A 23,345-nucleotide genomic window follows, 5' to 3' on the forward strand; every position below is an offset into this window, starting at 1 on the left:
CGTGGTGTGGCATCCGACGGCCTTTTCATGACCGGGAAAGTCGACATGGGAGGGTGACCGAACTTTTCCAGGGGCGCGCATGCGGTTCGCACGCGCCAGGGTGGTGCGCCCAGCGGATCGCGTGGCGGTGCCGCGCCGTCCCCCGGATCGACCATCGACCAGCGGCCGTACGGGTGAAGTCCCAGCTCGGACGGGGTATCTCGCCGCGTTTTCCGTTTTCCCGGTCGTCATGCGCGGCCCGGGTGGATATCACGCAAACGGGCGAAATTCGCCGTGTGAGCTAGCGCTTTGTCGATTTGTTGCGGAAGTCTGTCTTCCGGCGTCGCAGCCCGCAGGTGTTCGTCCGGTCGACGAACCTTGCGCACCTTGATCGACCATTGCGCGACAAGCAGCTTCCCGGAGGCATTCATGGCTCGCACCCACCCCCGTCGAACAGCCGGGCTCCTACTCGCCGGCCCGCTCGCGGCCGGCCTGCTGCTGGCCGGTGCCGGGGCTGCCGCCGCCGACAACGGCGCGGGCGCCGAGGGCGCCTCCAACGCCGGGGCGGTCTCCGACACCGGCACCGGCAACGTGTTCGGCGGGGTCGACGGCAACTACGTCTCCACCCAGCAGACCGCCGCCGGCTCCGGCGCCACGAACCAGGACAACACCATCGCGGTGAAGGACAACACCGGCACCGTCCAGGGAGGCCAGGGCAACAAGGACGTCAACGTCGTCGTCGCCCCGACCTTCAACTGACCGACCGACTGACCGGCCGCACGGCCGAGTGACGGCACCGGGCACCACGGAAGGCGGGGGCGCCGGACGTGGGTGGACGCGGGTGAGCTGAGCACCCGCCGACAGGCCCGGACCGGAACGGAACGGCCGGAACGGACACCGAACCACCGACGCATCACCACCAGAGGGAACAGCGCAACGACCGGCCTGCGGAAAGGGTCACCGCGAAACCGGTCTCGTGGGCGGTGCCGCCATCGGCACCGCCCACGAGTGTGTCCGGCGCCGGTCCCGGGTTCCCCGGCCGTCGGCCCGGGCCTCCCCGCAGGACGTCCCCGCCGGGCCTCCTCGCCGGATCTCCCCGCCGCGCATCGCCGTCGGAGCACCCCGCCAGGCATCCCCGGAATCCCCCGCCGACCGGCCCGGATCCGTCCACCGAGGGCCCGCGCCCGGAGCCGTCGGCCCACGGCGGTACGGTTGCGCTCCGACAGCGCACCCACGTGCCCGGGCCCGGACGGACCGGACCGGCCGGGGCGGCGACCGCGGCAATCGGAAGGAAGGGCGCGCGATGGCGGCGGAGGAGGAGGGCCTGACCGGCCCGGACGAGGCCAGGCCCGCACCGGAGGCCGGGGCGGAGCCGGCGGCGGACGCGCGCCCGGAGCCGTCGGCCGAGCCGCTCCACGAGCACCGCTCCGGGCCCAGGTCCGTCCCCGAACTACTGCTCGGCCGCCCGCCGATGGCCCGCCCGCTGCCGTCCTTCGACCACCAGGCCGCCCCGGCCGAGCCCGGCCCGCTGTTCGTGGACTGGCTCGCCACCGCGCTGCACGCCGGTGTGCTGGACCCGCAGGCCTTCACCCTCTCGACCGTCGACGCGGACGGCATGCCGGACGCCCGGGTGCTGGTGCTGCGCGACGTCGACGCGGCCGGCACCGGCTGGAACTTCTCGGCGGCCGCCGACAGCCCCAAGGGCCGCCAGCTCGCCGAGCACCCGGCCGCCGCGCTGACCGTCTACTGGCCGCAGCTGGGCCGCCAGGTCCGGGTGCGCGGCACCGTCGAGCGGGCCGCCGACCTGGTCGCGGCCGCCGAGTTCGCCACCCGCTCGCCCGCCGCCCGGGTCGGCGCGCTGGTCGGGCGGCAGAGCGAGCCGCTGGGTTCGGTCGCCGAGTACGACGAGGCGGAGGCGGTCGCCCGTCGCCGGCTGGAGGCGCACCCGGACGCGGTCGCGCCCGGGCACGCGGTCTACACCCTGTGGGCGCACGAGGTGGAGTTCTGGCAGGGCGACGCCCAGCGCCGGCACACCCGGCTGCGCTACACCCGCACCGGCCCGGTCAGCTCCCCGGAGTGGTCGCGCACCCTGCTCTGGCCGTAGCGCCGTAAGGCCGCCGGGTCCCCAGGGCACCCAGGGCGTCCTGGGGACCGAAGCGAGGGCTACCGTCGCCCGGTCAGCGTGGCCCCCACGCTGGCCGCGACCACGCACCCGATCCCGGCCAGCTGCGGCGCGCCCAGCAGCTGGCCCAGCACCACCAGCCCGACCAGCGCGCTGACCGCCGGCTCCAGGCTGACCAGCACGCTGAACACCCGCTGCGGCATCCGTCGCAGCGCGGTCATCTCCAGCGCGTACGGGATCACCGGCAGCAGCAGCGACACCCCGGCCACCGCGGCGAGCAGCGCCATCGGCGAGGCCTCGGGCGCGGTCAGCCCGTGCCAGGCCTGGCCGAGCCCGAACGGCGCGAGCGTCAGCGCGCCGACCGTCATCGACACCGCCAGGCCCTGGAAGCCCTGGAAGGCCGCGCCGACCTTGTCGGTGAACAGGATGTACAGGGCGTAGCAGGCGGCCGCCCCGAAGGCGTACAGCAGGCCGACCGGGTCGAGCGATCCGCCGCCGTCGCCCTCGCCGAGCAGGGTCAGCAGCGCCACGCCCGCGGCCGCGAGCAGCGCCCAGAGCAGGTGGCTGGCGCGCCGGGCGAAGACCAGGGCGACGGCGAGCGGGCCGAGGAACTCGATGGTCGCGGCGGTGCCCATCGGCAGCCGGTCGATCGCCCCGGCGAACAGGAAGGTCATCCCGGCCGAGGCCATGCCGAGCAGCGCGGCCGCGGCGAGGTCGCGGGGGCGCTTGTCGCGCAGCTTCGGCCGGGTGACGGCGAGCAGGATGACGGCGGCGAAGCCGAGCCGGAGGAAGGTCGTGCCGCTGACGCCGAGCGGGCCGAACAGCGGCTTGGACAGGGCGATGCCGGTCTGCACCAGGAACATCGCGGTCAGACAGAGAAGCGGCGCCGGGATCCGCTCCGGGCGCCGCAGGACCTTGCCGAACCGGCCGGTGGACCGGCCGGGGTGGACTTCGGGTGGCGCCGAGGGGCCGGACGCCCCACCTCGTCGCCAGCTGCCCCGCTCGCCGGCGGGCTCGCCCTTGGGGGAGGGCGGCATGGCCAGGGCCTCGGCGACGGCGGCGGCCGACGACGAGGCGGCAGGGGTTTCGCTGGTATGGGAGGTGGGCATATTTGTGAGTTTGCCGTAAGGAGTGATGAACCAGCAAGCTCGTTACAAAAATCGGGACGGATACGGACGGGTGCGTCCGAAAGGGTGGACTCGCGCGGGTGTCGCGGCGTGGCTGCCGCGGTCGTCCGACGGACCGTCAGTATCAAGGCGGGGTGCGCCATCTCCGCTCCGCCGCCCTCCTCGCCGCCGCCCTCGTGCTCCTGCTGGCCACCGACGGGACGGTCGTGAACGCCGAAGCCGTCACCCCGGCCGCCGGCGCCGCCCCCCGCATCCGGGCCGTCAGGCTGCCCGACCGGTCCGGCCCGCCCCGGGCCCGCGACACCTGGAGCGGCCCCGCCTTCGACGCCTGCACCGCACCGCCGCTCGACACCCTGAAGGCCTGGCGCGACGCCTCCCCGTACGGGGCGCTCGGCGTCTACACCAGCGGCTCCCAGCGCGGCTGCGGCCAGCCGCGGCTCACCGCCGAGTGGGTGCGCCAGGTGCGGGCGCTGGGCTGGCGGTTCCTGCCGGTGCACGTCGGACTGCAGGCGCCGTGCGCCGATCCGGGCCACAAGCCCAAGCGGATCGACCCGGGGAAGGCCGTCGAGCAGGGCCGGGAGGAGGCGGACGAGGCCGCCCGGTCCCTGCGCGCGCTCGGCTTCGCCAAGGGCAGCCCGGTCTACCTGGACATCGAGGCCTATCCCTTGCGCGACCCGGCCTGCGGCCAGGCCGTGGTCGACTTCACCCTCGGCTGGACGGCGGGCCTGCACGCCGCCGGCTACCGCTCCGGCTTCTACTCCAGCCTCGACTCCGGCATCGCGGACCTCGCCGCCGCCGCCCGGGCCGGCGGCTCCCCGATGCCCGACGCGCTCTGGTACGCCCGCTGGGACGGCCAGGCCGACACTGACGGCTCCGGCGCCCTGGCCCCCGACCTCTGGACCTTCCACCAGCGCGTCCACCAGTACCACGGCAACGTCGAGGAGACCTTCGGCGGCGCCACCCTCACCGTGGACCGCAACCACGTGGACGGCCCGACCGCCCGCTGAGACCCGCCGCCGATCACCGGCCCACTCCCCGCCCAGGGCGGGGAGCGGGCCGGGGGCGGAACCGGGACGAATCCGTGATCCGCGCAACGGGGCCGGGATACTGACAGCAGGGGGTGGGAGCGGCACAATCGGGCACGTCCGCGCGCATTACCGCCCGGTAGGTGCCGCGAGCGCAGCCCCCAGTGCCGCCAGGTCAAGGAGGACCCGTGTTCAGCACGATGCAGGACGTTCCGCTCACCGTCGCCCGAATCCTGGAGCACGGGTCCACGGTCCACGGCCGTTCGACCGTGACCACCTGGGACGGCACCGGCCCGGTCGTCCGGACCTACGCCGAGGTCGGCGCCCGCGCCGCCCAGCTCGCCTGGGCGCTGCGCGACGAGCTCGGGTGCACCGAGGAGAGCGTCATAGCGACGCTGATGTGGAACAACGCCGAGCACCTGGAGGCGTACCTCGCCGTCCCCTCGGCGGGCTCCGTGCTGCACACGCTGAACCTGCGGCTGCCGTCCCAGCAGCTGTCGTTCATCGTCAACCACGCCGCCGACCGCGTGATCATCGTCAACGGCAGCGTCCTGCCGCTGCTCGCCGCCGTCCTGCCGGACCTCGCGCCGACCCTCAGGCACATCGTGGTCAGCGGCCCCGGCGACCGCTCGGTGCTGGCCGGCTTCGCGGGCGGCGTGCACGACTACGAGGAGCTGATCGCCGGCCGGCCCACCGAGTACCCGTGGCAGCGCGACATCGACGAGCGGCAGGCCGCCGTCCTCTGCTACACCTCCGGCACCACCGGGGACCCGAAGGGCGTGCTCTACAGCCACCGCTCGGTCTACCTGCACTGCCTCCAGGTCAACACCGGCGACAACTTCGCCTTCACCCCGAGCGACACCGCGCTGCCGGTGGTCCCGATGTTCCACGTCCAGGCCTGGGGCATCCCGCACGCGGCCTTCATGTCCGGCGCCAACCTGCTCATGCCGGATCGTTTCCTCCAGCCCAAGCCGATGGCCGAGATGATCGCGGCCGTCCGCCCGACCGTCAGCGCCGCCGTCCCCACCATCTGGGCCGGCCTGCTGGGCGAGCTCGACGCCGGCGACTACGACACCTCCAGCCTGCGCATGGTGGTCATCGGCGGCAGCGCCTGTCCGCCCTCCCTGATGAAGGCCTACGAGGAGCGCCACGGCATCCGGGTGCTGCACGCCTGGGGCATGACCGAGACCTCCCCGCTCGGCTCCTTCGCCCAGCCGCCGGGCGGCCTCACCCCCGAGCAGGAGTGGCCGTACCGGATCACCCAAGGCATCTTCCCGGCCTCCGTCGAGGCCCGGCTGATCGGCCCGGGCGGCGAGCGGATGCCGCACGACGGCGTCTCGGCGGGCGAGCTGGAGGTGCGCGGCCCGTGGATCGCCGGGGCGTACTACGGCGGCGCCGGCCAGGACCCGGTCCGCCCGGACGACAAGTTCTCCGAGGACGGCTGGCTGCGCACCGGCGACGTCGGCACCATCACCGCCGACGGCTACCTGACCCTCACCGACCGGGCCAAGGACGTCATCAAGTCCGGCGGCGAGTGGATCTCCTCGGTCGAGCTGGAGAACGCCCTGATGGCCCACCCCGACGTGGCCGAGGCCGCCGTGGTCGCCGTCCCGGACGAGAAGTGGGGCGAGCGCCCGCTGGCCACCGTGGTGCTGTGCCCGGGCGCGACCGCGGGGCTGAAGGAGCTGCGGGCCTTCCTGGGCGAGCGGATCGCCTCCTGGCAGCTGCCGGAGCGCTGGTCGATCGTGGAGTCGGTGCCGAAGACCTCGGTCGGCAAGTTCGACAAGAAGGTGATCCGGGCCAGCTACGCGGCCGAGGAGCTGGACGTCACGGTGCTCGGCAAGGAGTGACCGCGCGAAGGGCCGGCCGCCCCCGTACGAACGGGGGCGGCCGGCCCTTCCACGTGTTCGGCGTGCCTCAGCCGGCGGCGGCGACGCCCGCCTCGCCCATCGCGCCGATCCGCCCGAGCAGGTCGACGATCCGGGACTGGACGTCCTCGCTGGTCGAGCGCTCGGCGAGGAACAGCACCGTCTCGCCGGTGCGCAGCCGGGGCAGTTCGCGCGGGTCGAGGTCCACCGAGGTGTAGACCACCAGCGGGGTGCGGTGCAGCCGGTCGTTGGCGCGCAGCCAGTCCAGCAGGCCGACCCGGCGGCGGCGGATCTGCAGCAGGTCCATCACCACCAGGTTGGGCTGCACGCTGCTGGCCCGGGCCACCGCGTCGTTCTCGTCCACCGCGTGCTCGACGTGCATGCCGCGCCGCTCCAGGCTGCTGATCATGGCGGCGGCGATGTCCGGGTCGCCCTCGACCAGCAGCACCCGCGGGGCGTGCTGCTCGCCGTCGCGCGGTGCGAGGGCGCGCAGCAGGACGGCCGGGTCGGCCCCGTACGCGGCGTCCCGGGTGGCCTGGCCGAGGCCGGCGGTGACCAGCACCGGGACCCTGCGGTTGAGCGCCGCGGTGCGCAGCGACTGGAGCGCGGTGCGGGTGATCGGGCCGGTCAGCGGGTCGACGAAGAGGGCGGCGGGGAAGCCGGGGACCTGGGCGTCCACCTCCTCGCGGGAGCGGACGATCACCGGCAGGTAGCCGCGCGCCTGGAGGGCCTGCTTGGTGGCCGGGTCGGGCTCGGGCCAGACCAGCAGCCGACGGGTGTTGGCCAGCTCGCCGGTCGGGGCCGACGGCTGCTCGGGTGCGGGCCGCTCCTCGGCGGGCGGGAGCTCGGCCATCGGGCGCGGCGCGGTCCGGGCCGCGTCGGCCGGGACGGGCGGCTGCGGCGCGGCGGCGGGCACCGGGCCGAGCTGGCGCGGCGGGGCGAGCTCGCCCAGTCCGGTGCCGACCGGGCGCGGGCCGGACGGCTCCTCGGCGGCGGGCAGCGCGGCCCGGGCGGGCGCCAGCGCGGTGCCGGGGGAGGGCTGCGCCTGGCCGGCCTGGCCTCCTTGGCCGCCCTGTCCGGACGGGCCGGAGGCGTTCACCAGGGCGTCCGGGCCGGGCCCCGGCGGGACGGCCAGCCGGCGGCGGCGCCCGGTCGGGGCGGCGGCCGGTTCGGGCGGCGCGGGCGCGGGGCCGACCGGCAGGGCGTGCTCCAGACCGGGGTAGACCGGGGTGTCGGCCGCCCCGGGCAGGGCGAAGCCGCCGGAGGACTCCTCGGCCGAGGGCAGCGCGCGGCGGCGGCGGTGCCTGGTCTCGCCGGAGGCCTGCTCCTGGGCCGCCTCGGCGGTCGGGGTGCCGCCGGGCGGGGTGCCGTCCGGGGCGGCGGGCGCGGGCGCGGGGGCCGGACCGAGGGCGAGCGGCTCGCGCCCGCCGGGGCGGTTCGGCTGCGCCCGGTGGCCCTCGACGGGCACGGCGTAGGCGGGGCCGGAGCGGCCGTCGTCCTTGCCCCACGGGTCGCTCTGGGCGCCGTTCGGCCCGGCCAGGCCCTGGCGGCCGTACGCGGGGTCGTTGCCGGTGCCGTTCCACTGCTCGGGGACGGCCCGCTCGACCCGGGCGGGGGCGTTCGGCCACTGGTCGGCCGGGATGTCGGGGTTGCCGGGAGCACCGGGAGCACCGGGGACGCCGGGGGCGTCGGGGGTGTCGGACGCCGGGGTCTCGGCGGCCGGGCGGCCGCGGCGGCCGCGCCGCTCGGCGGGCGGCTCCTCGGCGGGCGCCCGTTCCGCGGCGGGGGCCGCGGCGGCCTCCGGGGTCTCGGAAGCGGGCTGCTCGTCGGCCGCCGCGGGCTCGGCGCCCTCGCCGCTGCTGGGCAGCTGCGGGATGCCCGGGAGCTCCGGCAGGACGGCGCTGTCGCTCTCCTTGGGCCGGTCGGAGCGGCCTTCGGCGGCGGCGCGCTCGGCGGCGGCCTTCGCGGCGACCGGGTCCAGCGGCAGCTCGACGACGTACGTGGTGCCGGCCTTGCCGGGCAGCTCGTGCGGCTGGAGCACGCCGCCGTGGCGCTCGACCACCGCGCGGGCTATCGGCAGGTGGACGGGGCTGCCGCCGACGCCGGGGCCGCGGATCTCGACCCGGGCGACCTCGCCGCGCTGGGCGGCGGCCAGCACGACGGTCGGCGGCTCGGGGGCGGGCGGCAGCGCGGGCGCGGCGGCGCCGTTCAGCCCGGGCACGGTCAGACCGGGGGACGGGGCGACGGGGGCGTCCAGGGAGAGTCCGACGCCGCTGACGTCGGCGACCAGGTGGGCCAGCGCCTGGGCCAGCCGCCGCTCGTCGGCGATCACCTCGACCGCGGCGGCGTGCACCGAGAACCGGACCCGGCCGGGGCCGACCAGCTCGCCGGCCTCCTCGACGGCCCGGCGGACCACCTTGTCCAGGCCGACCGGGACCCGGGACGCGGCCTTCGGCCCGTCCTTGCCGTCCTTGGCGCCGGCCTTGGGCTCCTTGCCGTCCTTGCCGTCCTTGGCCTCGGCGGCGCCGCTCTCGCCGGCTTCGCAGCGCTGGTGGTCGAGCACCCCGTCGATCAGCTTCCCGTACCGGCGGCACTCGGCGGCCAGCCGGCGCAGCGTCCAGTTGGCCTCCGGCCAGAGCTGGCCGGCCGGGTCGGCGGCGAGCGCGTCCAGCCGCTCGTTCAGCGCGTTCAGGGCACTGCCCAGCTCGCTCTCCAGGACGGCGGTGAGGTGTTCGTTGCGGGCGACCAGGGCGAGTTCGCGGCTGCGGTCGGTGAAGGTCATCACCGCGCCGACCAGCTGGTCGCCGTCCCGGACCGGGGCGGTGGTGAGGTCGACGGTGACCGGTCGGCCGTCCTTGCGCCACAGCACGGTGCCGCGCACCCGGTGCTTGCGCCCGGAGGTGAGGGTGTCCAGCAGCGCCGACTCCTCCAGCGCCAGCGGGGTGCCGTCGGCCCGGGAGTGCTGGATCAGCGGGTGCAGCTCGCGCCCGCCCAGCTCGCTCGCCCGGTACTCCAGGATGTGCGCGGCGGCCGGGTTGACCAGCACGCAGCGGCCTTCGAGGTCGACGCCGAGCACGCCCTCGGCGGCGGCCCGCAGGATCATCTCGGTCTGCTTGTGCTGGCGGCGCAGCTCGGCCTCGACGCCCAGCCGGCCGGAGAGGTCGCGGACCAGCAGCAGGAGCAGGTCGGAGGAGGAGGGCGAGTTCTCGCGGTACGAGTCGTACGGGGAGCGCGCGTAGCCGCGGCCGTCGCCGTCGTCGGCGAAGTCGTTGCCGGAGACCTCGACCGGGAAGGTGGTGCCGTCGGTGCGGTGGGCGGTCATCCGGACCGGGCGGTCGAGGGCGTCGCCGTCGCGGGTGGCCGGTCGCATCGAGCCGGGGATGCGGCTGGGGTCGAACTCGGGCAGCAGACCCAGCACGCCCATGCCGACCAGTGAGGTGCCCGGCGCCTGCAACGCCTGGACCGCCGCGCTGTTGGCGTCCACGACGGTGCCGTTGCTGTTCACCAGCAGCAACGCGTCGGGCAGGGCGTCGAGTATGGCGGCGAGGCGAGCAGCGCCTCGGATCGGCCTGCTGCTCACGTCGACAGGTCTCCTCGGCTCGGGGCAGCTCCTCCGGAGACGGCAGTATCTCATTCTTCTTTGCGGCGGAGTCGACCCGCCTAGTAACGTTGGCGGCGGTTGGTGCCGAGCCCCACGGTTGTGGCATCATCACTGACACACGGAACGGCTCCGCTCGCGCGGGTACGATCCCTGTGGGGAGGCTTCGCCTAGTCCGGTCTATGGCGCCGCACTGCTAATGCGGTTTCGGGGTTATTCCTGATCGAGGGTTCAAATCCCTCAGCCTCCGCCAGTCGGGAGCCCCCGTCGACGATCTCGTCGACGGGGGCTCTTCGCGTTCCCGGACACGTTCCCGGCTGCGGTCCGGCCGCACTCCGGGATGGCCCGGAGCGCGGCCCCGGCGGGGCCGGGAGGAGGTCGGGAGGGGTCGGGCGGGGCCCGGAACAACCGATTTCGTCCTACGCCGCAGGTCATGTAATGTTGTCCCCGCAACGCCCCGGCGGCAACGTTCACCAGGGCGAGCGCTCATAGCTCAACGGATAGAGCACTTGACTACGGATCAAGAGGTTGCAGGTTCGAATCCTGCTGAGCGCACTCAACTCCGCAAGATCGGGTTCGCCCGTTCCTTGCGCTCATAGCTCAACGGATAGAGCACTTGACTACGGATCAAGAGGTTGCAGGTTCGAATCCTGCTGAGCGCACCATCGAGAAGCCCCCGGCCACCGGCCGGGGGCTTCTCCGTTTCCCCGGCGTACCCGGCGAGTGATTCGAACACAGGCCACGAGTGGGTGGTCGCGTCCCGGAGGCCGGTGTCCGCCGAATGGGCCTGGAGGTGCCATTCCCGCGTCCGTTCGGGTGGCGCCGATTGCCGCCTAATGGATGAAATGCAGCCGTTTCGGGTACATCCCGTCCTGCCGCCCGGATGACCGCCGAACGGGTGGGACACGGCCAAAAGCACCGGTGTCGCAGTATGACCGGCCCAGGATCGTGATTCCTTTTTGTCGGATCTTGTGCAGACTGCCCACCCCCCGGCAGCCGACCGCGAAGGAGAGCCGGATGAGCCGACAGTTTCCCCGTACGGCTGTCGCCCTGGCCGTCCTCGCGAGCGGGCTGCTGACCGCGTGGAACGTCCCGCTCGCGGCGGCCCGGCAGTTCCCCGACACCCGTTCCGCCGAACACCGGGTGGTGCCGCCCTCCGGGCTCCCGGCCCGGGTCGACCTCGACGCCGCCCCGCAGGAGTACGGCACCGCCACGCACGTGGCCTCCGACCTCCTCCTGGGCGCCGGCGCGACCGCCCCGGCGCGCACCGGCCGCAGCGGCGCCGACGTGTCGATCGCCCTCCCCTTCCCCACCGAGGCGGCGATCGGCCGCTACTACCGGCTCACCGTCCCGGTCGCGGTCGGCGACCGGCCCGCCACCCTGGCCGGCTGGATCGACTTCGGCCGCACCGGCCGGTTCGACCCCGCCCAGCGGGTGCAGACCGAGATCCCGGTCGGCGCCGCCACCGCGACCCTGGAGTGGACCGTCCCGCCCGGCGCGGCCTCGGGCGAGACCTGGGCCCGGCTGCGGATCGGCCGCGACGCCGGACAGCTCGTCTCCTCCGGCGGCTTCGCCGACTCCGGACAGGCCGCCGACCAGCGGATCGAGCTGACCGTCGGCGCCGCCCGGCCGGAGATCGCCGAGCCGGTCGCCGGTGCCGTCCTCGCCGACGCCCGCCCGCAGGTCAGCGGCCACGGCGCGGTCGCCGGCGCCACGGTGGAGGTCCGGGAGGGCGACACCGTCCTCTGCCGGACCGAGGTCGGGAGCGGCGGTGACTGGTCCTGCCGCCCCGGCACGGAGCTGGCCGTCGGTCCGCACGCCCTCACCGCGGTGGAGACCACCGGCGGCGGCGTGGTGCTGCGCGGCGATCCGGTCACGGTCGACGTGAAGACCGTGCCGCCGGGCGCTCCCACGCTCACCGTCCCCGCGTACACCAACGACCCGGGGCTCCGGCTCACCGGCACCGGCGAGGCGGGCAGCACCGTCTCGGTCCTCGACGAGGGCTCCAGCGACGAACTGTGCATCACCGGGGTGCCGGCGGGCGGCGCGTGGTCCTGCCTGCCGGTCGAGGACCTGACGGACGGGAAGCACTTGCTCACCCCGGTCGCGGTCGACCGGGCGGGCAACCGGACGGCCGGGCTGCCGGTCCCGCTGGTCGTCTCCACCGCCCTGCCGGGCCGGCCGGTGCTCACCTCGCCGGCCCCGGGGGAGACCGTGCGGGTCAGCCGGCCGAAGCTGGCCGGCCGGGCGGATCCGGGCACGGACGTGCTGGTCACGACGGGGGCCGACGCGGGCGCGGAGCCGGAACGGCGGACGGTGCTCTGCGGGGCGACGACGGCGTTCGACGGGAGCTGGAGCTGCACGGCCAACCGGGACCTGGCGGCCGGGGAGCAGTGGCTGACCGTCACGGCGACCGACCGGGCGGGGAACGCGGCTTCGGCGGAGCCGGTGCCGGTACGGGTCGCCACGGCGGAGGCGGCGCCCGCTCCGGGGGCGTCGAGCCCGGCGGTGCCGAGTGCGGCGGCGCAGAGTTCGGTACTGCCGAGCCTGGTGCTGCCGAGTGCGGCGGCTCCGAGTGCGACGGCAATGGCGACGGCTTCGGCTACGGCTCCGGGGGCGTCGAGCCCGACGGCGGCGGTGTCGGCGTCGAGTTCGGCAGCGAGCCCGGTGGCGGCGAGGCCGGGGTCGCCGACTCCGGTGGCGTCCGGTGCGGCGGCGGTGCCCTCGGGTCCCGCCGAGCCGAGCCCGAGCGCCCAGGGTGCGGCGGTGGCCTCGCCGACTCCGTCCGTCGTGGCGGCGCCCGCGGGGGTGCTGGTCGCCGTTCCGCCGGTGGGCGCACGGCCGGTGACGGCGAGTCCGGTGGGTTCCGGTCCGTCGGCGGGCCCGTCGGCGGGGCCGTCGAGGGCGACTCCCGGGCCCGCGAAGACCGTGGCGGCCGCGTCCGCCGCTTCCACCGGTCCCGTTGTCCCGACCCTTTCGACCGCCGAGGCCTTCTCCCCGAGCCTGACGCCGGCCCCCGCTACCGGCCACGGCGCCCCGGCCGCGGCCGTCGTCGCGGTGCGGCCCGGGCCCTCACCGGCCGGAGCCGCCGACCCGGTCGACTCCGCCGGGCCCGCCGGGGACGCGGTTCCGCCGTTGGCGGCGCCGCCGGTGGAGACCGCGCAGGGCGCGTCCGGGCGGTCCGGGGCGACCGGCTGGCGCGGTGGAATCGCCGGATTCCTGCTGGTGCTCACCGGCCTCGGGCTGATCACCCGTCGGGTGTTCGCCCGCAGGCCAGGTGCTCCTCGGCGCTGAACTGCGCCGAACTGTCCCGACCATCAGTTCATGTGCCTGCGCGTCAGGTCGGCTTTGGATGATTCGTCAGTAAATGTCGACACACCTCGGCTCAAATGTCGCATTTGATGACGTATGAACTTAGCCTGACCCTGGCACTGCCCGTCAGATCCGGGCCGCCCGTTGCGCGACACACCGACCCAGAGGATCCGTGCATGGACGTCACCCGCGATTCTTCGCAGCGACCCGACAATCTGCCCAAGGCGCTCCCGCCGGCCCTGCCGGAACGTTCCGCCGTCGGCTCCGGCCCGCTGGCCGGGACCACCGCCGTCAAGACCCTCAAGCCGGGCGGCCCGGCCGACAGCGGTCCGGCGACCACCCCGCTGGCCGTCGTCCCGAGCCCCTCCCACGGCGGCTCGGCGGACCTGCGGGACCCGCTGGAGTCGGCCGCCCCGGAGACCGTCGAACTTCCGGACCCCCTGGTGGCCGGGGCCCTGACCGCCACCACCTCCCGGCGCCCGCCGCGCGCCGACCAGGCGCTGCGCGAGCAGCGCGCCACCTCGCTGCCCGGCTGGCTGGCCCTGCTGGCGGTGCTGATCGGCGTGGGCGGCGTGCTGCTCGTGCTGCTGCGCACCGGCGTCATCCCGTATTGGGACGCGCTGCCCGACCTGCGCGGCAGCGCCGCGCGGGAGAGCGGCCGGGTGGAGGTGGACGCGCCGTGGATCGCCGCGGTGGCCGCCGCCGGCCTGCTGGTGGTGTTCACGCTCGCCGGGCTGCTGGCCAACGCGGGCGGCGAGACCCGGGTGCTGACCCGCTGGGGCCGCTACCGGGGCACCGTCCGCCGGACCGGCCTGGTCTGGGTCAACCCGCTGCTGCGCCGCCGCCGGGTGGACGTGCGGCTGCGGCACTGGCGCAGCGAGCCGGTCAAGGTGGTGGACCGCACCGGCACGCCGATCGTGGTCCGGCTGCTGATCGTCTGGCGGGTCAAGGACACCGCGCGGGCGCTGCTCGCGATCGAGGACCACGAGAGCTACCTGCGCGAGCAGGTCCAGGCCGTGCTCACCCGCACCGCGTCCACCCTGCCCTGCGACAGCAACGCCGCGCCCGGCCCCGCGCTGCGCGACGGGCAGTGGTTCGCCGACGAGATGACCAGGGCGCTGGCCGCCGAGGTCGCCCCGGCCGGCCTGGAGGTCTACTCGGTGCAGCCGCTGGCCCTGGACTACGCGCCCGAGGTGGCCGAGTCGATGCGCCGGCGCAGACTGGCCGACCTGGACGCGGGCCTGCGCACGGTGCTGGTGGACGACGCGGTCGAGGCCGCGGCGCTCGCCGTCCGCCGGCTGGAGCGGGCCACCGCGCACGAACTGGACGAGGCCGCCCGCAGCGCGCTGATGGAGCAGCTGCTGGTCGCCTTCGTCGCCCCGGCCGGAGTGGCCGCCTCGGTACCGTCCCCGGCCGCCCGTGCCGGGCGGAAGGAAGGACGACCCGCATGAGGATAGCCACCGGCGCGTACGCCGAGTCCGGTATCGGCCCCGACGGCGATCCCGGACTGATCGGCTTCGAGGAGCGCCTCGGCAGCATCCCCGCGCTCGCGGGCTGCGGCTGCCCGAACTGCGTCGTCCGGCCGCGCACCGCCCGCTCCGCGGCGGCGGCCGGCGGCAGCCGAATACACCGGGCCGTGCGGGGCACCTGCCTGGCCACCACCGTGCTGGCGGGCGCCGGCGTCGTCGGCCTGACGGCCGGCGCCGGATCCGCGCACGCCGCGGCCGGGAAGCAGGGCTGGGACGGCTCGAAGTACTGGTTCAAGAACGGCTCCGGCGAGTGGCGTTGGACCAGCCACTACGACGTCTACGCGAGCCGCACCGGGCAGTCCGGCGGCTCCGCCGGCTCCTCCGGTTCTGCCGCTCAGGCCGTCTCCAACGGCTCGGCCTCCTCCGCCGGGATGCGCCAGGGCTGGGACGGCTCGAAGTACTGGTTCAAGAACGGCAGCGGCGAGTGGCGTTGGACCAGCCACTACGACGTCTACGCGAGCCGCACCGGGCAGTCCGGCGGCTCCGCCCGGACCCCCGCGCAGCCCGCGCCCCCCGCGAGCCGTCCGTCGGCGAACCCCGCACCGGCCTCCGGGAGCATGGAGTCGGCCATCGACTACGCGCTCGCCCAGCTGGGCAAGCCGTACGTCTGGGGCGGCAACGGCCCGTCCGGCTACGACTGCTCGGGGCTGGTCCAGCAGGCCTACCGGCGCGCGGGGATCAGCCTGCCGCGGGTGGCCGACGACCAGTACGCGGCGACCACGCCGATCAGCGCCGGGCAGCTGCGCCGCGGCGACCTGGTGTTCTGGTCCGACAGCGGCCGGGTTTCGGGGATCCACCACGTGGGGATCTACCTCGGTGGCAACAAGTTCGTGGAGGCTCCCCGGCCGGGCACGACCGTCCGGATCTCGACCCTCAGCCAGGGCTACTACCCCACCCACTTCGGGCGGCCGTGACCGCGCGGCCGTAACGGCGAAGGCCGTACCGGGCCCCGACAGCGCGCCGCTGTCGGGGCCCGGACCGCGTTCGGAGCGGCCGCGGTGCCGGATCCGGCTCAGGCGGAGGCGGCGTCCAGCAGGGCGGTCTGCTCCGGGGTGAGCTGCAGGGTGGCGCCGACCAGCAGCGGCGGAAGCTGCTCGACGGTGCGGGCGCTGGCGATCGGGGCGGCGACCGTCGGACGGGCGGCGAGCCAGGCCAGGGCGACGGAGGCGGGCTCCACCCCCTGCTCGGCGGCGACGGTGTCCAGCGCCTCCAGCACCTTGGGGCCGCGCGGCTCGGCCAGGTAGCGGGCGGCGCCCTCGGCGCGGGCGCTGGCCACGCCGTCGGCGCCCGGACGGTACTTGCCGGTCAGGAAGCCGGAGGCCAGCGCGTAGTACGGGACGGTGGCCAGGCCGTGCTCGGCGACCACGTCGGCCAGCGGGCCCTCGAAGGTGCCGCGCGAGACCAGGTTGTAGTGCGGCTGGACGGCGACGTACTTCGCCAGGCCCTCGCGCTCGGCGAAGGCCAGCGCCTCGGTGAGCCGCTCGGCGGAGATGTTGGAGGCGGCGATCGCCCGGACCTTGCCCTCGCGGACCAGCTCGTCCAGCGCGGTGACGAACTCCTCGACCGGGGTGTCGTCGTCCCGGTGGGTGTAGTAGAGGTCGATCCGCTCGACGCCCAGGCGGCGCAGCGAGTCCTCGGCCGCGGCCTTGATGTTGGCGGCGCCCAGGCCACCGCGCTCGGCGAGCATGCCGACCTTGGTGGCGATCACGACGTCCTCGCGGTTGCCGCGGCTGCGCAGCCAGTTGCCGAGGACGGTCTCGGACTCGCCGCCGGTGTTGCCCGGGGCCCAGGAGGAGTAGACGTCGGCGGTGTCGACGAAGTTTCCGCCGGCCGCCGCGTAGGCGTCCAGGACGGCGAAGGACTGCTGTTCGTCGGCCGTCCAGCCGAAGACGTTGCCGCCGAGGGAGAGCGGGAAGACGGACAGGTCGGAGGTGCCGAGGCTCACCCGGCTGTGGTTTCCGGTCATGAAGGCAGTCAACCCCATGGCCCGGCCCGGCATTCCGGGAACCCCGCGGTCTTCACGAGGCTGTTGCACGGAAGGGTGGTGTGGTCCGCGCGACGGGGGTCCGGGGTGTGCCCGAGGTGGGCCGATTCGTTAGAGTCCGTGCCATGGCTGACAACGACTACGACCCCGCCGGCAGCACCCAGATGTTCCGGGCGTTCGTCGACGAGAGCCCGGCGCCCCAGGCCCCGGGCAACGTTTCCACCTACGGCAGCAGCAAGAGCAGCGGCCGCACCGGCGTGATCGCGCTGGTCGCCGTCGTCGTGCTGGTCGTCCTGGGCGCCGTCGTCTGGCTGGCGGTCAAGTGACCTTCGCGCGGGTGACCCTCGTCCGGGTCACCCGCGCGACGGAAGACGAACACCTCAGCAGGGCTTGCGCCAGGCGTTCAGTTCGAGCTTCTTCCGCATCGAACTGAAGCCCAGCGACTTGGCCTTGCCGCAGAACTGGTCCGTGTCGAGCTTGTACTCGACGTGGAAGACCGCCTTGCCCGCCTTGACGAAGGGCGCGACCCGGTCGCACTCGTCGAACTGCGCGCACTCCTCGTTGACCGCGAAGTCGAAGTCCGGGAGCAGGGCCGGGATCTGGTCCAGGTCGTTCTTCAGGCCGATGGCCAGGCCGCGTTCGTGGGCGAGCTGGGCCAGCATCCGGTTGTACTTGAGCTGGTCGTCCGGGGTCAGCGGGAAGCCGCTGTTCTGGTTGTACGCCTCGATGGTGTCCGGCTCGACGGCGTCGAAGCCCTTGCTCCGGCACATGTCGAAGCGGGCGGCCATCAGCGGCTTCAGCTGGTCGAGCTTGCGGATGTCGAACCACTTCTCGCCCTTCCAGCCGGTGTCCGAGCCCTGGAGGGACTTGGCGAAGGCGGCGGAGTCGGGGCGGAAGTCCTCCCAGGAGCCGGCGTTGATGTAGCAGATCACCTTGCGGCCCTTGGCGTGCAGCGCGGCCACCACCGAGGCGTCGTTCTCGAAGCCGTCGATGTCGTAGACCGGGACGTCCACCGACTGGTCGACGCCGCCGCCGAGTTGCCACTGCCAGGCGAGGCCCGGGGTGGGCTGCCAGCGGGCGCCGGCCGGCGGTGCCGGGTTGCCCGGCGGGGTGCCGGTGCCCTGCGGGGTGCCGGGAGGCGTGCTGCTGCCGGGCGTGCCCGGGGCGGGCGCGGTGGTGCCGGGAGCGGTGGGCGCGGGGGTCGGCGTGCCCGGCTCGGTGGTGCTCAGGTCGGGGGTGCCGGGGGTGCTCGGCGCGGTGGCCGCGGGGGAGTTGCTCGGGGTGCCGTCGGCCGAGTCCTGGTCGTCCTCCGAACCCGAGCTGCTGCACGAGCTGACCAGCAGGGCGGTGGCGGTGGCGAGGGCCAGGGCGGCCGGGAGGTGCCGGTGGTTGCGGCGGTTCACGGTAGTCGGACTCCGGATCGGGTCAGGTCAGTTCGGCGGCGTTCAGGCCGTACGGCAGGGTGCGCCAGGGGTTCTCCCCGGCCCCCGGTACGGCGCAGCCGACGCCGGCTCGCCGGGCGGCGATCAGGGCGGCGGCGTCCTGGGCGTGCTCGGAAGGGACGTCGTAGACCAGGTGGCAGAAGCGGGAGGCCGCGTGCCGGCCGGTCCACAGCGGCAGCGTCATGGCGCGGTAGGCGTCCCAGTCGCCCTCGAAGGTCACCAGCAGGTCGGCCAGGCCGACTTCGGCGTAGCCCGGGTCCGGGTGCTCGCCGTGGCCGAACACCACGGTGCCGCAGCCGGCCGCGCGGGCGGCCGTGGCCAGCCGCCGGTAGTGCGCGAGCGCACCCGGGTGGGTGGAGACCTGGTCGAGGTAGACGCCGGTGATGCCGTGGCGCTGACGGTACGTCAGGATGTCGGCCACCACGGCCGCGTGCGGCCGGCGGCCGTAGTCGGTGTCGGTGTAGCCGACCAACGGCAGTCCGGCGGCGCGGAGTTCGTCGGCGGCCTCGGCGAAGACGTGGTCCGGGAACTCGCCCGGACCGTCGGCGAGGTTGAGCACGACGGCGGCGATCCGGGCGGGGTCGGCGGCGGCGACCGCCTGCCAGGCCGCCGGGTCCACCGCGGGGTGGACGTACAGCGGCACCAGCAGGCGGCCGTCGGGGGTGTGCCCGGCGGTCATGCGACCACCGGGTCGGGCGTGGGCCCGGCGGTGCCGAGCCACAGGTCGCGCAGGGTGTCGGCGAGGTCCGTCTCCGGCCGCCAGCCGAGCTCCCGGTCGGCGGCCGACACGTCGGCCTGCTGCCAGGAGACCGCGGCCGAGCGCTCGGAGCCCGCCCCGCTCTCGTCGATCCGGCCGGTGAAGCCGGCCGCGGTGACCAGCCCGTCCGCGATCGCCCGGACCTGCCGGGCGTGCCCGGAGGCCAGGTTGAGCACCCGGGGGAGCGGACGGTCGGCGGTGACGGCCAGGCCGACCGCCTTCGCCACGTCCCGGGCGTCGACGAAGTCGCGGTAGGCGGAGAGGTCGCCGACCGTGATCACGCCGTCGGCGCCCTCGGGCTCCACCCGGCGCAGCTCGGCGGCCAGCCGCCCGGGCAGCGAGCCCGCCGGGGCGCCGGGGCCGACCGGGTTGAACACCCGCAGCACCACGGCGTCCAGCGGCGAGCCGGCCACCGCGAGGGAGCCGGCCAGCTTGGTCGCGCCGTACACGCCGACCGGGCGGGCGTCGGCGTCCTCGGCGAGGGACTCGCCCCGCGCGCAGACGCCGTACTCGCCGGCCGAACCGATGTGCACCAGGCGGGCCTTCGGGGCGCCGAGGGAGAGCGCCTCGCAGAGCACCGCCGGGCCGCGGGCGTTCACCTCGGCGAGCTTGACCGCGCTGCCGGCCACCGCGCCGGCGAAGTTGACCACCGCGTCGGGGGCCAGCGCGGACAGTTCCTCGCCGAGCGGGCCGGCCTGGGCGGTGGCCAGGTCCAGCCGGAGGTCGTGGGCGGGCCGCCGGCCCGCGGTCAGCACGGTGGCACCGGGCACTGACCGCAGGACGGCGGTGGCGTGACGGCCGAGGAAGCCGTCGCCGCCGAGGAGCAGAATTCTCACGCGGCCCGTCCGTCGCTCTCGGCGCCCGCGGTGGCGGGCTCGGTGGTCGCGTCGTCCGGGGCGGTGCGGGCGGCCGGGATCGGCAGCTCCGCGACACCCGGTGTGATGCCGCTCGACTCGAAGGGCATCAGGACCGGACGGATGGTGGAGAACTCGGCGTTGGCCCGGTCGTAGTCGTCGGGCCGGCCGATGTCCAGCCAGTAGCCGCCGAACTCGTACGCGGCGGGCGGGGTCTCGGCGGCCAGCAGGTCGAGCACCAGCTCGTCGAAGCCCAGCGGCAGGCCGGGGGTGTACTTGGCCAGCGCCGAGCGGGAGACGCCGTACACGCCCATCGAGACGCGGTAGTCGATGCTGGGCTTCTCCTGGAAGCCGGTGATGGTGCCCTCTTCGGAGGTCAGCACGCCGAAGTCGATCTTGACCTGGCGGGCGTAGGTGGCGATGGTCAGCGGGGCGCCGGACGCCTCGTGGTGCTTGAGCACCCCGGCGAAGTCCAGGTCGGTCAGGATGTCGCCGTTCATCACCAGGAAGTGCTCGGGCAGGCGCTCCTGCATGGTGAGCAGCGGGCCCATGGTGCCGAGCGGGCTGTCCTCGACGGCGTAGCCGACCCGCAGGCCCCACTGCGAGCCGTTGCCGACGTAGGCGCGGATGATGTGGCCGAGGTGGCCGATGGCCAGGGTGACGCTCTGGAAGCCCGCGGCGGCGAGCTGGCGCATCACGATCTCCAGGATCGCGTGCTGGTCGCCGATCGGGACGAGCGGCTTGGGAAGCGCGGTGGTGTACGGGCGGAGACGGACGCCCTTACCGCCGGCCAGGATCACTGCGTGCATGGTGTTTCCCCCACGGAAAGGATGTGCAGGACACGAACCTTGGTTACCAGGACGAGCAAGATCGGTCGGGGCGGGTCAGACGTTGTAGATGTCGGTCTTGTAGCGGGCCAGGTTGGCCGGGTCGCGGAAGAACTCGATGGTCTGCTCCAGGCCCTGCTCCAGGCTGAAGTTCGGGGCCCAGCCGGTGGCCTCGCGCAGCCGGGTCGCGTCCGCGACCAGGCGCATGACCTCGGAGTTGGTCGGACGGATGCGCTGCTCGTCCTCCTTCACCACCAGGTCCACGCCCATCAGCTTGCCGACCAGGGTGACCAGGTCGCCGACTGAGATCTCGCCGCCGGTGCCGGCGTTGAAGGTCCGGCCGACCACCGTGTCGGCGGGCGCGGTGCCCACCGTGCGGAAGGCGTTGGCGGTGTCCTTGACGAACGTGAAGTCGCGGGTCGGGCGCAGGTCGCCGAGGGTGATCTCGGTCTGGCCGGCCGCGACCTGGGCGATCACGGTCGGGATGACGGCGCGCATCGACTGGCGCGGGCCGAAGGTGTTGAACGGGCGCAGGGTGACGACCGGGGTCTCGAAGCTGGCGTGGTAGCTGTCGGCCAGCCGGTCCCCGCCGGCCTTGGAGGCGGCGTACGGGGACTGGGTGTTGATCGGGTGGTCCTCGGTGATCGGCACGGTCTGCGCGGTGCCGTAGGTCTCGCTGGTGGAGGTGTGCACCAGGCGGGGGATCTCCTGGTGGCGCACCGCCTCCAGCACGTTCAGGGTGCCGGTGACGTTGGTGTCCACGTACGAGTGGGGGGCGCGGTAGGAGTACGGGATCGCGATCAGGGCGGCCAGGTGGTAGACCGCCTCGGTGCCCTTGACCAGGCCGTTGACCGAGCCCGGGTCCCGGACGTCGCCGAGGACGATCTCGACCGAGTCCAGCACCTCCTCGGACAGGGTCTCCAGCCAGCCGAAGGACGAGAACGAGTTGTACTGGACCATCGCGCGGACGTGGTGCCCGTCGGCGACCAGGGTCTCGACGAGGTGGGAGCCGATGAAGCCCTCGGCTCCGGTAACCGCAACGCTGCTCATGCGGATGTCGCTTTCTCGATCTGCCGGGGCGGCCGGACGCACTGGGGTGGCCGGCCGCCGTTGGCCCGGTGGGTGTCTCAGGTGGAACGGGTACGGCGGTGCACGCGAAGGAGGCGTGCGGGATATTCGATGTGTTCAGCGGTGCTGGGTGGTGCGTTTTCAGCGGTGCTGGGTGGTGCGGCCGAGCGCGGGCCCGGCCAGTGCGGTGAGGACGAAGGCGGCCGTCCCGCAGCCGATCAGCTGCAGGACGATCGGGTCCGCACCCGCCAGCAGCCCGGCGCTCTCGGCGACCGCGGCGGCCAGACAGACGAGGGCGGTGCTCCAGCTGAACCCGAAGGCGTTCAGCAGCAGCGCCAGCCAGAGCGAGCCGCCGAGGAGCAGCATCGCGCCGAGCTGCGGCACGCCGAGCGCGGGGGCGCCGGGCCACAGCACGGTCGCGGCGGCGTCCAGCGCGGCCACGGTGGTGAGGTAGATGAACAGGCAGCCGAGCAGGATCCCGCCGGTGCGGCGGGTGAACTGGCCGCTGGTGTGGCTGGTGCGCAGGGCGGCCACCGCCATCGCCCGGTAGCGGAAGAGCAGCCACTCGGCGAGGCCCAGGCTGAGCGTCAGCGCGATCATGGCCGGTCCGGTCGGGGTGGTCGACGTGGCCTGCGCGGGGAGGCCGCCGGACTGCACGGCCTGGTGGATCGTCCCGCCGAGGCCGGCGATCAGCGTGAGCGCGCCGCAGGCCAGGCCGAACAGCAGGTGCGGGACCTCCTGGCGGACCGGCAGCCTCAGCTCGACGGACTCGCGTTCGCCGCCGCGGATGCAGACCAGCAGCTCCCGGACGGCCAGTCCGACCGCCAGCACCAGCGAGACGAGCAGCACGACCGTACGGACCGGCTGCGGGACGTCCGCCGCCAGCACCACGCCCGCGCCGACCGAGGCCGGGGCCAGCGCCAGCAGCAGGAACTTCTCCCGCCCGAGCACCAGCAGCACGGTGGCCGCGCCCAGGTAGCAGGACTGCCCGGCGGCGAAGCACAGCGCGCCCAGCGGCCCGCCGACCACGTACGCGGCGGCCGCCGCGACCAGCGCGCCGACCGGGGCGCCGACGGCCAGGCAGACCGCGGCCTCGCGGCGGCGCAGCCGGCCCAGCCAGCGGTAGGAGCGGTGCGCCAGCGCCTGGTTGAAGCCCCAGCTGACCAGCGTGGCGACGGACAGCGCGAGCATGCCCGAGGGCAGGCCGAAGCGCATCCGGGTGGTCGCGAACAGGTTGGCGCCGAGCAGGTAGCCGAGCCCCGGCAGGGCGAACACCAGGCCGCGCACCACGCAGCGCCAGGGGTCGGCCCGCCAGGGGTTGGCGAACTCGGAGCTCGGGCCGGGGTAGCGGCGCTCGACCTTCTCGAACAGTTCCTCGGCGACGGTGAACGCGTCGGGGCGGCCGTACAGCAGGGCGGCCTGCTCGTCCGACAGGCCGTCGGACTCCAGGAAGGCCGCGATCTCGTACGGGTGGACGGCGTCGGCGCAGACGTCGCGCAGGCGCTCGGCGAGCTCGTCCAGCGGGTCCGCGGGGAGGTAGAGCGAGTCATCCTGCTCCGGCTCCGGCTCCGGCTCCTGCTCCGACGGGGCGGGACGGCGGCGCTTGAGCGGCAGGGCGCGCAGCTGCACGGTCTGGTCGGGGCCGGCCTCGCCCGGAATCAGTCGCAACGGACCGCTCATGCGTCCACCTCGCTGTGCTCGGCGGCCGCTGAGCGGGACACGCGCCTTTCGATGGTTCGCTCGCTGCGCTCGTTCACGCGTCCACCTCGCTGTGCTCGGCGGCCGCTGAGCGGGACACGCGCCTTTCGATGGTTCGCTCGCTGCGCTCGTTCACGCGTCCACCTCGCTGTGCT

At 74.6% G+C, this 23,345-nt stretch carries 17 protein-coding genes, 3 tRNA genes and 1 pseudogene; 11 read left to right on the top strand and 10 right to left on the bottom strand.

Annotation, left to right across the window (positions count from 1 at the left end):
• Nucleotides 1-227 precede the first annotated feature (227 nt).
• Nucleotides 228-410 (bottom strand): hypothetical protein, encoded by a 183-nt coding sequence (locus ACWDD9_RS04070; protein ID WP_143204509.1) that lies wholly within the window; start codon nucleotides 408-410, stop codon nucleotides 228-230.
• Here ACWDD9_RS04070 and ACWDD9_RS04075 point away from each other — a divergent pair.
• Both ACWDD9_RS04075 and ACWDD9_RS04080 read left to right on the top strand, forming a co-directional pair.
• Nucleotides 409-738 carry a hypothetical protein gene (locus tag ACWDD9_RS04075; RefSeq protein ID WP_049656286.1) on the top strand — a complete coding sequence of 110 codons (330 nt, stop codon included), beginning with the start codon at nucleotides 409-411 and terminating at the stop codon, nucleotides 736-738. The genes ACWDD9_RS04070 and ACWDD9_RS04075 overlap by 2 nt on opposite strands.
• 544 nt (nucleotides 739-1,282) lie before the next feature.
• Complete coding sequence (locus tag ACWDD9_RS04080; protein ID WP_234348562.1) at nucleotides 1,283-2,083, top strand: pyridoxine/pyridoxamine 5'-phosphate oxidase; 801 nt, start codon at nucleotides 1,283-1,285, stop codon at nucleotides 2,081-2,083.
• Between the two features lie 59 nt (nucleotides 2,084-2,142).
• Here the strand turns inward: ACWDD9_RS04080 and ACWDD9_RS04085 are convergent, their stop codons facing one another.
• Complete coding sequence (locus ACWDD9_RS04085) at nucleotides 2,143-3,210, bottom strand: EamA family transporter (protein WP_380780711.1); 1,068 nt, start codon at nucleotides 3,208-3,210, stop codon at nucleotides 2,143-2,145.
• A gap of 152 nt (nucleotides 3,211-3,362) precedes the next feature.
• Between ACWDD9_RS04085 and ACWDD9_RS04090 the strand changes: the two genes are divergently transcribed.
• Both ACWDD9_RS04090 and ACWDD9_RS04095 read left to right on the top strand, forming a co-directional pair.
• On the top strand, nucleotides 3,363-4,235 hold the full coding sequence (locus ACWDD9_RS04090; RefSeq protein ID WP_107086553.1) for a DUF1906 domain-containing protein: 873 nt from the start codon (nucleotides 3,363-3,365) through the stop codon (nucleotides 4,233-4,235).
• 206 nt (nucleotides 4,236-4,441) lie between these two features.
• The gene (locus ACWDD9_RS04095; RefSeq protein ID WP_449810724.1) at nucleotides 4,442-6,103 is read left to right on the top strand and encodes a long-chain fatty acid--CoA ligase; all 1,662 of its coding nucleotides are present in this window, start codon (nucleotides 4,442-4,444) and stop codon (nucleotides 6,101-6,103) included.
• 67 nt (nucleotides 6,104-6,170) lie between these two features.
• On the opposite strand, the gene ACWDD9_RS04100 is transcribed toward ACWDD9_RS04095, so the two are convergent.
• Nucleotides 6,171-9,701, bottom strand: a complete 3,531-nt coding sequence (locus ACWDD9_RS04100) for a PAS domain-containing protein (protein ID WP_449810725.1) — start codon at nucleotides 9,699-9,701, stop codon at nucleotides 6,171-6,173.
• A gap of 177 nt (nucleotides 9,702-9,878) precedes the next feature.
• Between ACWDD9_RS04100 and ACWDD9_RS04105 the strand changes: the two genes are divergently transcribed.
• The 6 genes from ACWDD9_RS04105 (at nucleotide 9,879) to ACWDD9_RS04130 (ending at nucleotide 15,474) form a co-directional block, all read left to right on the top strand.
• A tRNA-Ser gene (locus ACWDD9_RS04105) sits at nucleotides 9,879-9,972 on the top strand.
• Between the two features lie 229 nt (nucleotides 9,973-10,201).
• A tRNA-Arg gene (locus tag ACWDD9_RS04110) sits at nucleotides 10,202-10,274 on the top strand.
• A gap of 34 nt (nucleotides 10,275-10,308) precedes the next feature.
• A tRNA-Arg gene (locus ACWDD9_RS04115) sits at nucleotides 10,309-10,384 on the top strand.
• 352 nt (nucleotides 10,385-10,736) lie between these two features.
• On the top strand, nucleotides 10,737-13,013 hold the full coding sequence (locus tag ACWDD9_RS04120) for an Ig-like domain-containing protein (protein WP_449810726.1): 2,277 nt from the start codon (nucleotides 10,737-10,739) through the stop codon (nucleotides 13,011-13,013).
• Nucleotides 13,014-13,207: 194 nt separating this feature from the next.
• Nucleotides 13,208-14,482, top strand: a complete 1,275-nt coding sequence (locus ACWDD9_RS04125) for an SPFH domain-containing protein (protein WP_449810727.1) — start codon at nucleotides 13,208-13,210, stop codon at nucleotides 14,480-14,482.
• Entirely contained in the window at nucleotides 14,479-15,474 is a 996-nt protein-coding gene (locus ACWDD9_RS04130) for a C40 family peptidase (protein ID WP_449810728.1), read from the top strand. The genes ACWDD9_RS04125 and ACWDD9_RS04130 overlap by 4 nt, the downstream gene beginning before the upstream one ends.
• Before the next feature lie 98 nt (nucleotides 15,475-15,572).
• On the opposite strand, the gene ACWDD9_RS04135 is transcribed toward ACWDD9_RS04130, so the two are convergent.
• The gene (locus ACWDD9_RS04135) at nucleotides 15,573-16,526 is read right to left on the bottom strand and encodes an aldo/keto reductase (RefSeq protein ID WP_449810729.1); all 954 of its coding nucleotides are present in this window, start codon (nucleotides 16,524-16,526) and stop codon (nucleotides 15,573-15,575) included.
• A gap of 143 nt (nucleotides 16,527-16,669) precedes the next feature.
• Here ACWDD9_RS04135 and ACWDD9_RS04140 point away from each other — a divergent pair, with 143 nt between their 5' ends.
• Complete coding sequence (locus ACWDD9_RS04140; RefSeq protein WP_049650146.1) at nucleotides 16,670-16,870, top strand: hypothetical protein; 201 nt, start codon at nucleotides 16,670-16,672, stop codon at nucleotides 16,868-16,870.
• 54 nt (nucleotides 16,871-16,924) lie between these two features.
• Here the strand turns inward: ACWDD9_RS04140 and ACWDD9_RS04145 are convergent, their stop codons facing one another.
• From ACWDD9_RS04145 to ACWDD9_RS04170, 6 genes and pseudogenes are all read right to left on the bottom strand, one after another.
• Nucleotides 16,925-17,947, bottom strand: coding sequence for an endo alpha-1,4 polygalactosaminidase (locus tag ACWDD9_RS04145; RefSeq protein ID WP_449810730.1), 1,023 nt, complete (start codon nucleotides 17,945-17,947; stop codon nucleotides 16,925-16,927).
• Nucleotides 17,948-17,969: 22 nt separating this feature from the next.
• A complete protein-coding gene (locus ACWDD9_RS04150; protein WP_074001827.1) occupies nucleotides 17,970-18,665 on the bottom strand; it encodes a spherulation-specific family 4 protein in 696 nt (231 codons plus the stop codon).
• On the bottom strand, nucleotides 18,662-19,579 hold the full coding sequence (locus ACWDD9_RS04155; protein WP_449810731.1) for an NAD-dependent epimerase/dehydratase family protein: 918 nt from the start codon (nucleotides 19,577-19,579) through the stop codon (nucleotides 18,662-18,664). The genes ACWDD9_RS04150 and ACWDD9_RS04155 overlap by 4 nt, the downstream gene beginning before the upstream one ends.
• Nucleotides 19,580-19,704: 125 nt before the next feature.
• Nucleotides 19,705-20,406, bottom strand: a pseudogene (locus ACWDD9_RS04160) (nucleotidyltransferase family protein); the annotation flags it as partial.
• A gap of 75 nt (nucleotides 20,407-20,481) precedes the next feature.
• Nucleotides 20,482-21,474 carry an SDR family NAD(P)-dependent oxidoreductase gene (locus ACWDD9_RS04165; protein WP_117488606.1) on the bottom strand — a complete coding sequence of 331 codons (993 nt, stop codon included), beginning with the start codon at nucleotides 21,472-21,474 and terminating at the stop codon, nucleotides 20,482-20,484.
• Nucleotides 21,475-21,633: 159 nt separating this feature from the next.
• A complete protein-coding gene (locus ACWDD9_RS04170) occupies nucleotides 21,634-23,172 on the bottom strand; it encodes a hypothetical protein (RefSeq protein ID WP_449810732.1) in 1,539 nt (512 codons plus the stop codon).
• Between the last annotated feature and the right edge of the window lie 173 nt (nucleotides 23,173-23,345).

This window comes from Kitasatospora sp. NPDC001119, from assembly GCF_053598475.1.

Excerpts from the sequence above, each read along its gene's own strand:
- ACWDD9_RS04070 (WP_143204509.1), bottom strand. The coding sequence starts at position 410 with ATGAATGCCTCCGGGAAGCTGCTTGTCGCGCAATGGTCGATCAAGGTG.
- ACWDD9_RS04170 (WP_449810732.1), bottom strand. The coding sequence starts at position 23,172 with ATGAGCGGTCCGTTGCGACTGATTCCGGGCGAGGCCGGCCCCGACCAG.
- ACWDD9_RS04085 (WP_380780711.1), bottom strand. The coding sequence starts at position 3,210 with ATGCCCACCTCCCATACCAGCGAAACCCCTGCCGCCTCGTCGTCGGCC.
- ACWDD9_RS04150 (WP_074001827.1), bottom strand. The coding sequence starts at position 18,665 with ATGACCGCCGGGCACACCCCCGACGGCCGCCTGCTGGTGCCGCTGTAC.
- ACWDD9_RS04125 (WP_449810727.1), top strand. The coding sequence starts at position 13,208 with ATGGACGTCACCCGCGATTCTTCGCAGCGACCCGACAATCTGCCCAAG.
- ACWDD9_RS04080 (WP_234348562.1), top strand. The coding sequence starts at position 1,283 with ATGGCGGCGGAGGAGGAGGGCCTGACCGGCCCGGACGAGGCCAGGCCC.
- ACWDD9_RS04135 (WP_449810729.1), bottom strand. The coding sequence starts at position 16,526 with ATGACCGGAAACCACAGCCGGGTGAGCCTCGGCACCTCCGACCTGTCC.
- ACWDD9_RS04165 (WP_117488606.1), bottom strand. The coding sequence starts at position 21,474 with ATGAGCAGCGTTGCGGTTACCGGAGCCGAGGGCTTCATCGGCTCCCAC.
- ACWDD9_RS04075 (WP_049656286.1), top strand. The coding sequence starts at position 409 with ATGGCTCGCACCCACCCCCGTCGAACAGCCGGGCTCCTACTCGCCGGC.
- ACWDD9_RS04140 (WP_049650146.1), top strand. The coding sequence starts at position 16,670 with ATGGCTGACAACGACTACGACCCCGCCGGCAGCACCCAGATGTTCCGG.
- ACWDD9_RS04130 (WP_449810728.1), top strand. The coding sequence starts at position 14,479 with ATGAGGATAGCCACCGGCGCGTACGCCGAGTCCGGTATCGGCCCCGAC.
- ACWDD9_RS04120 (WP_449810726.1), top strand. The coding sequence starts at position 10,737 with ATGAGCCGACAGTTTCCCCGTACGGCTGTCGCCCTGGCCGTCCTCGCG.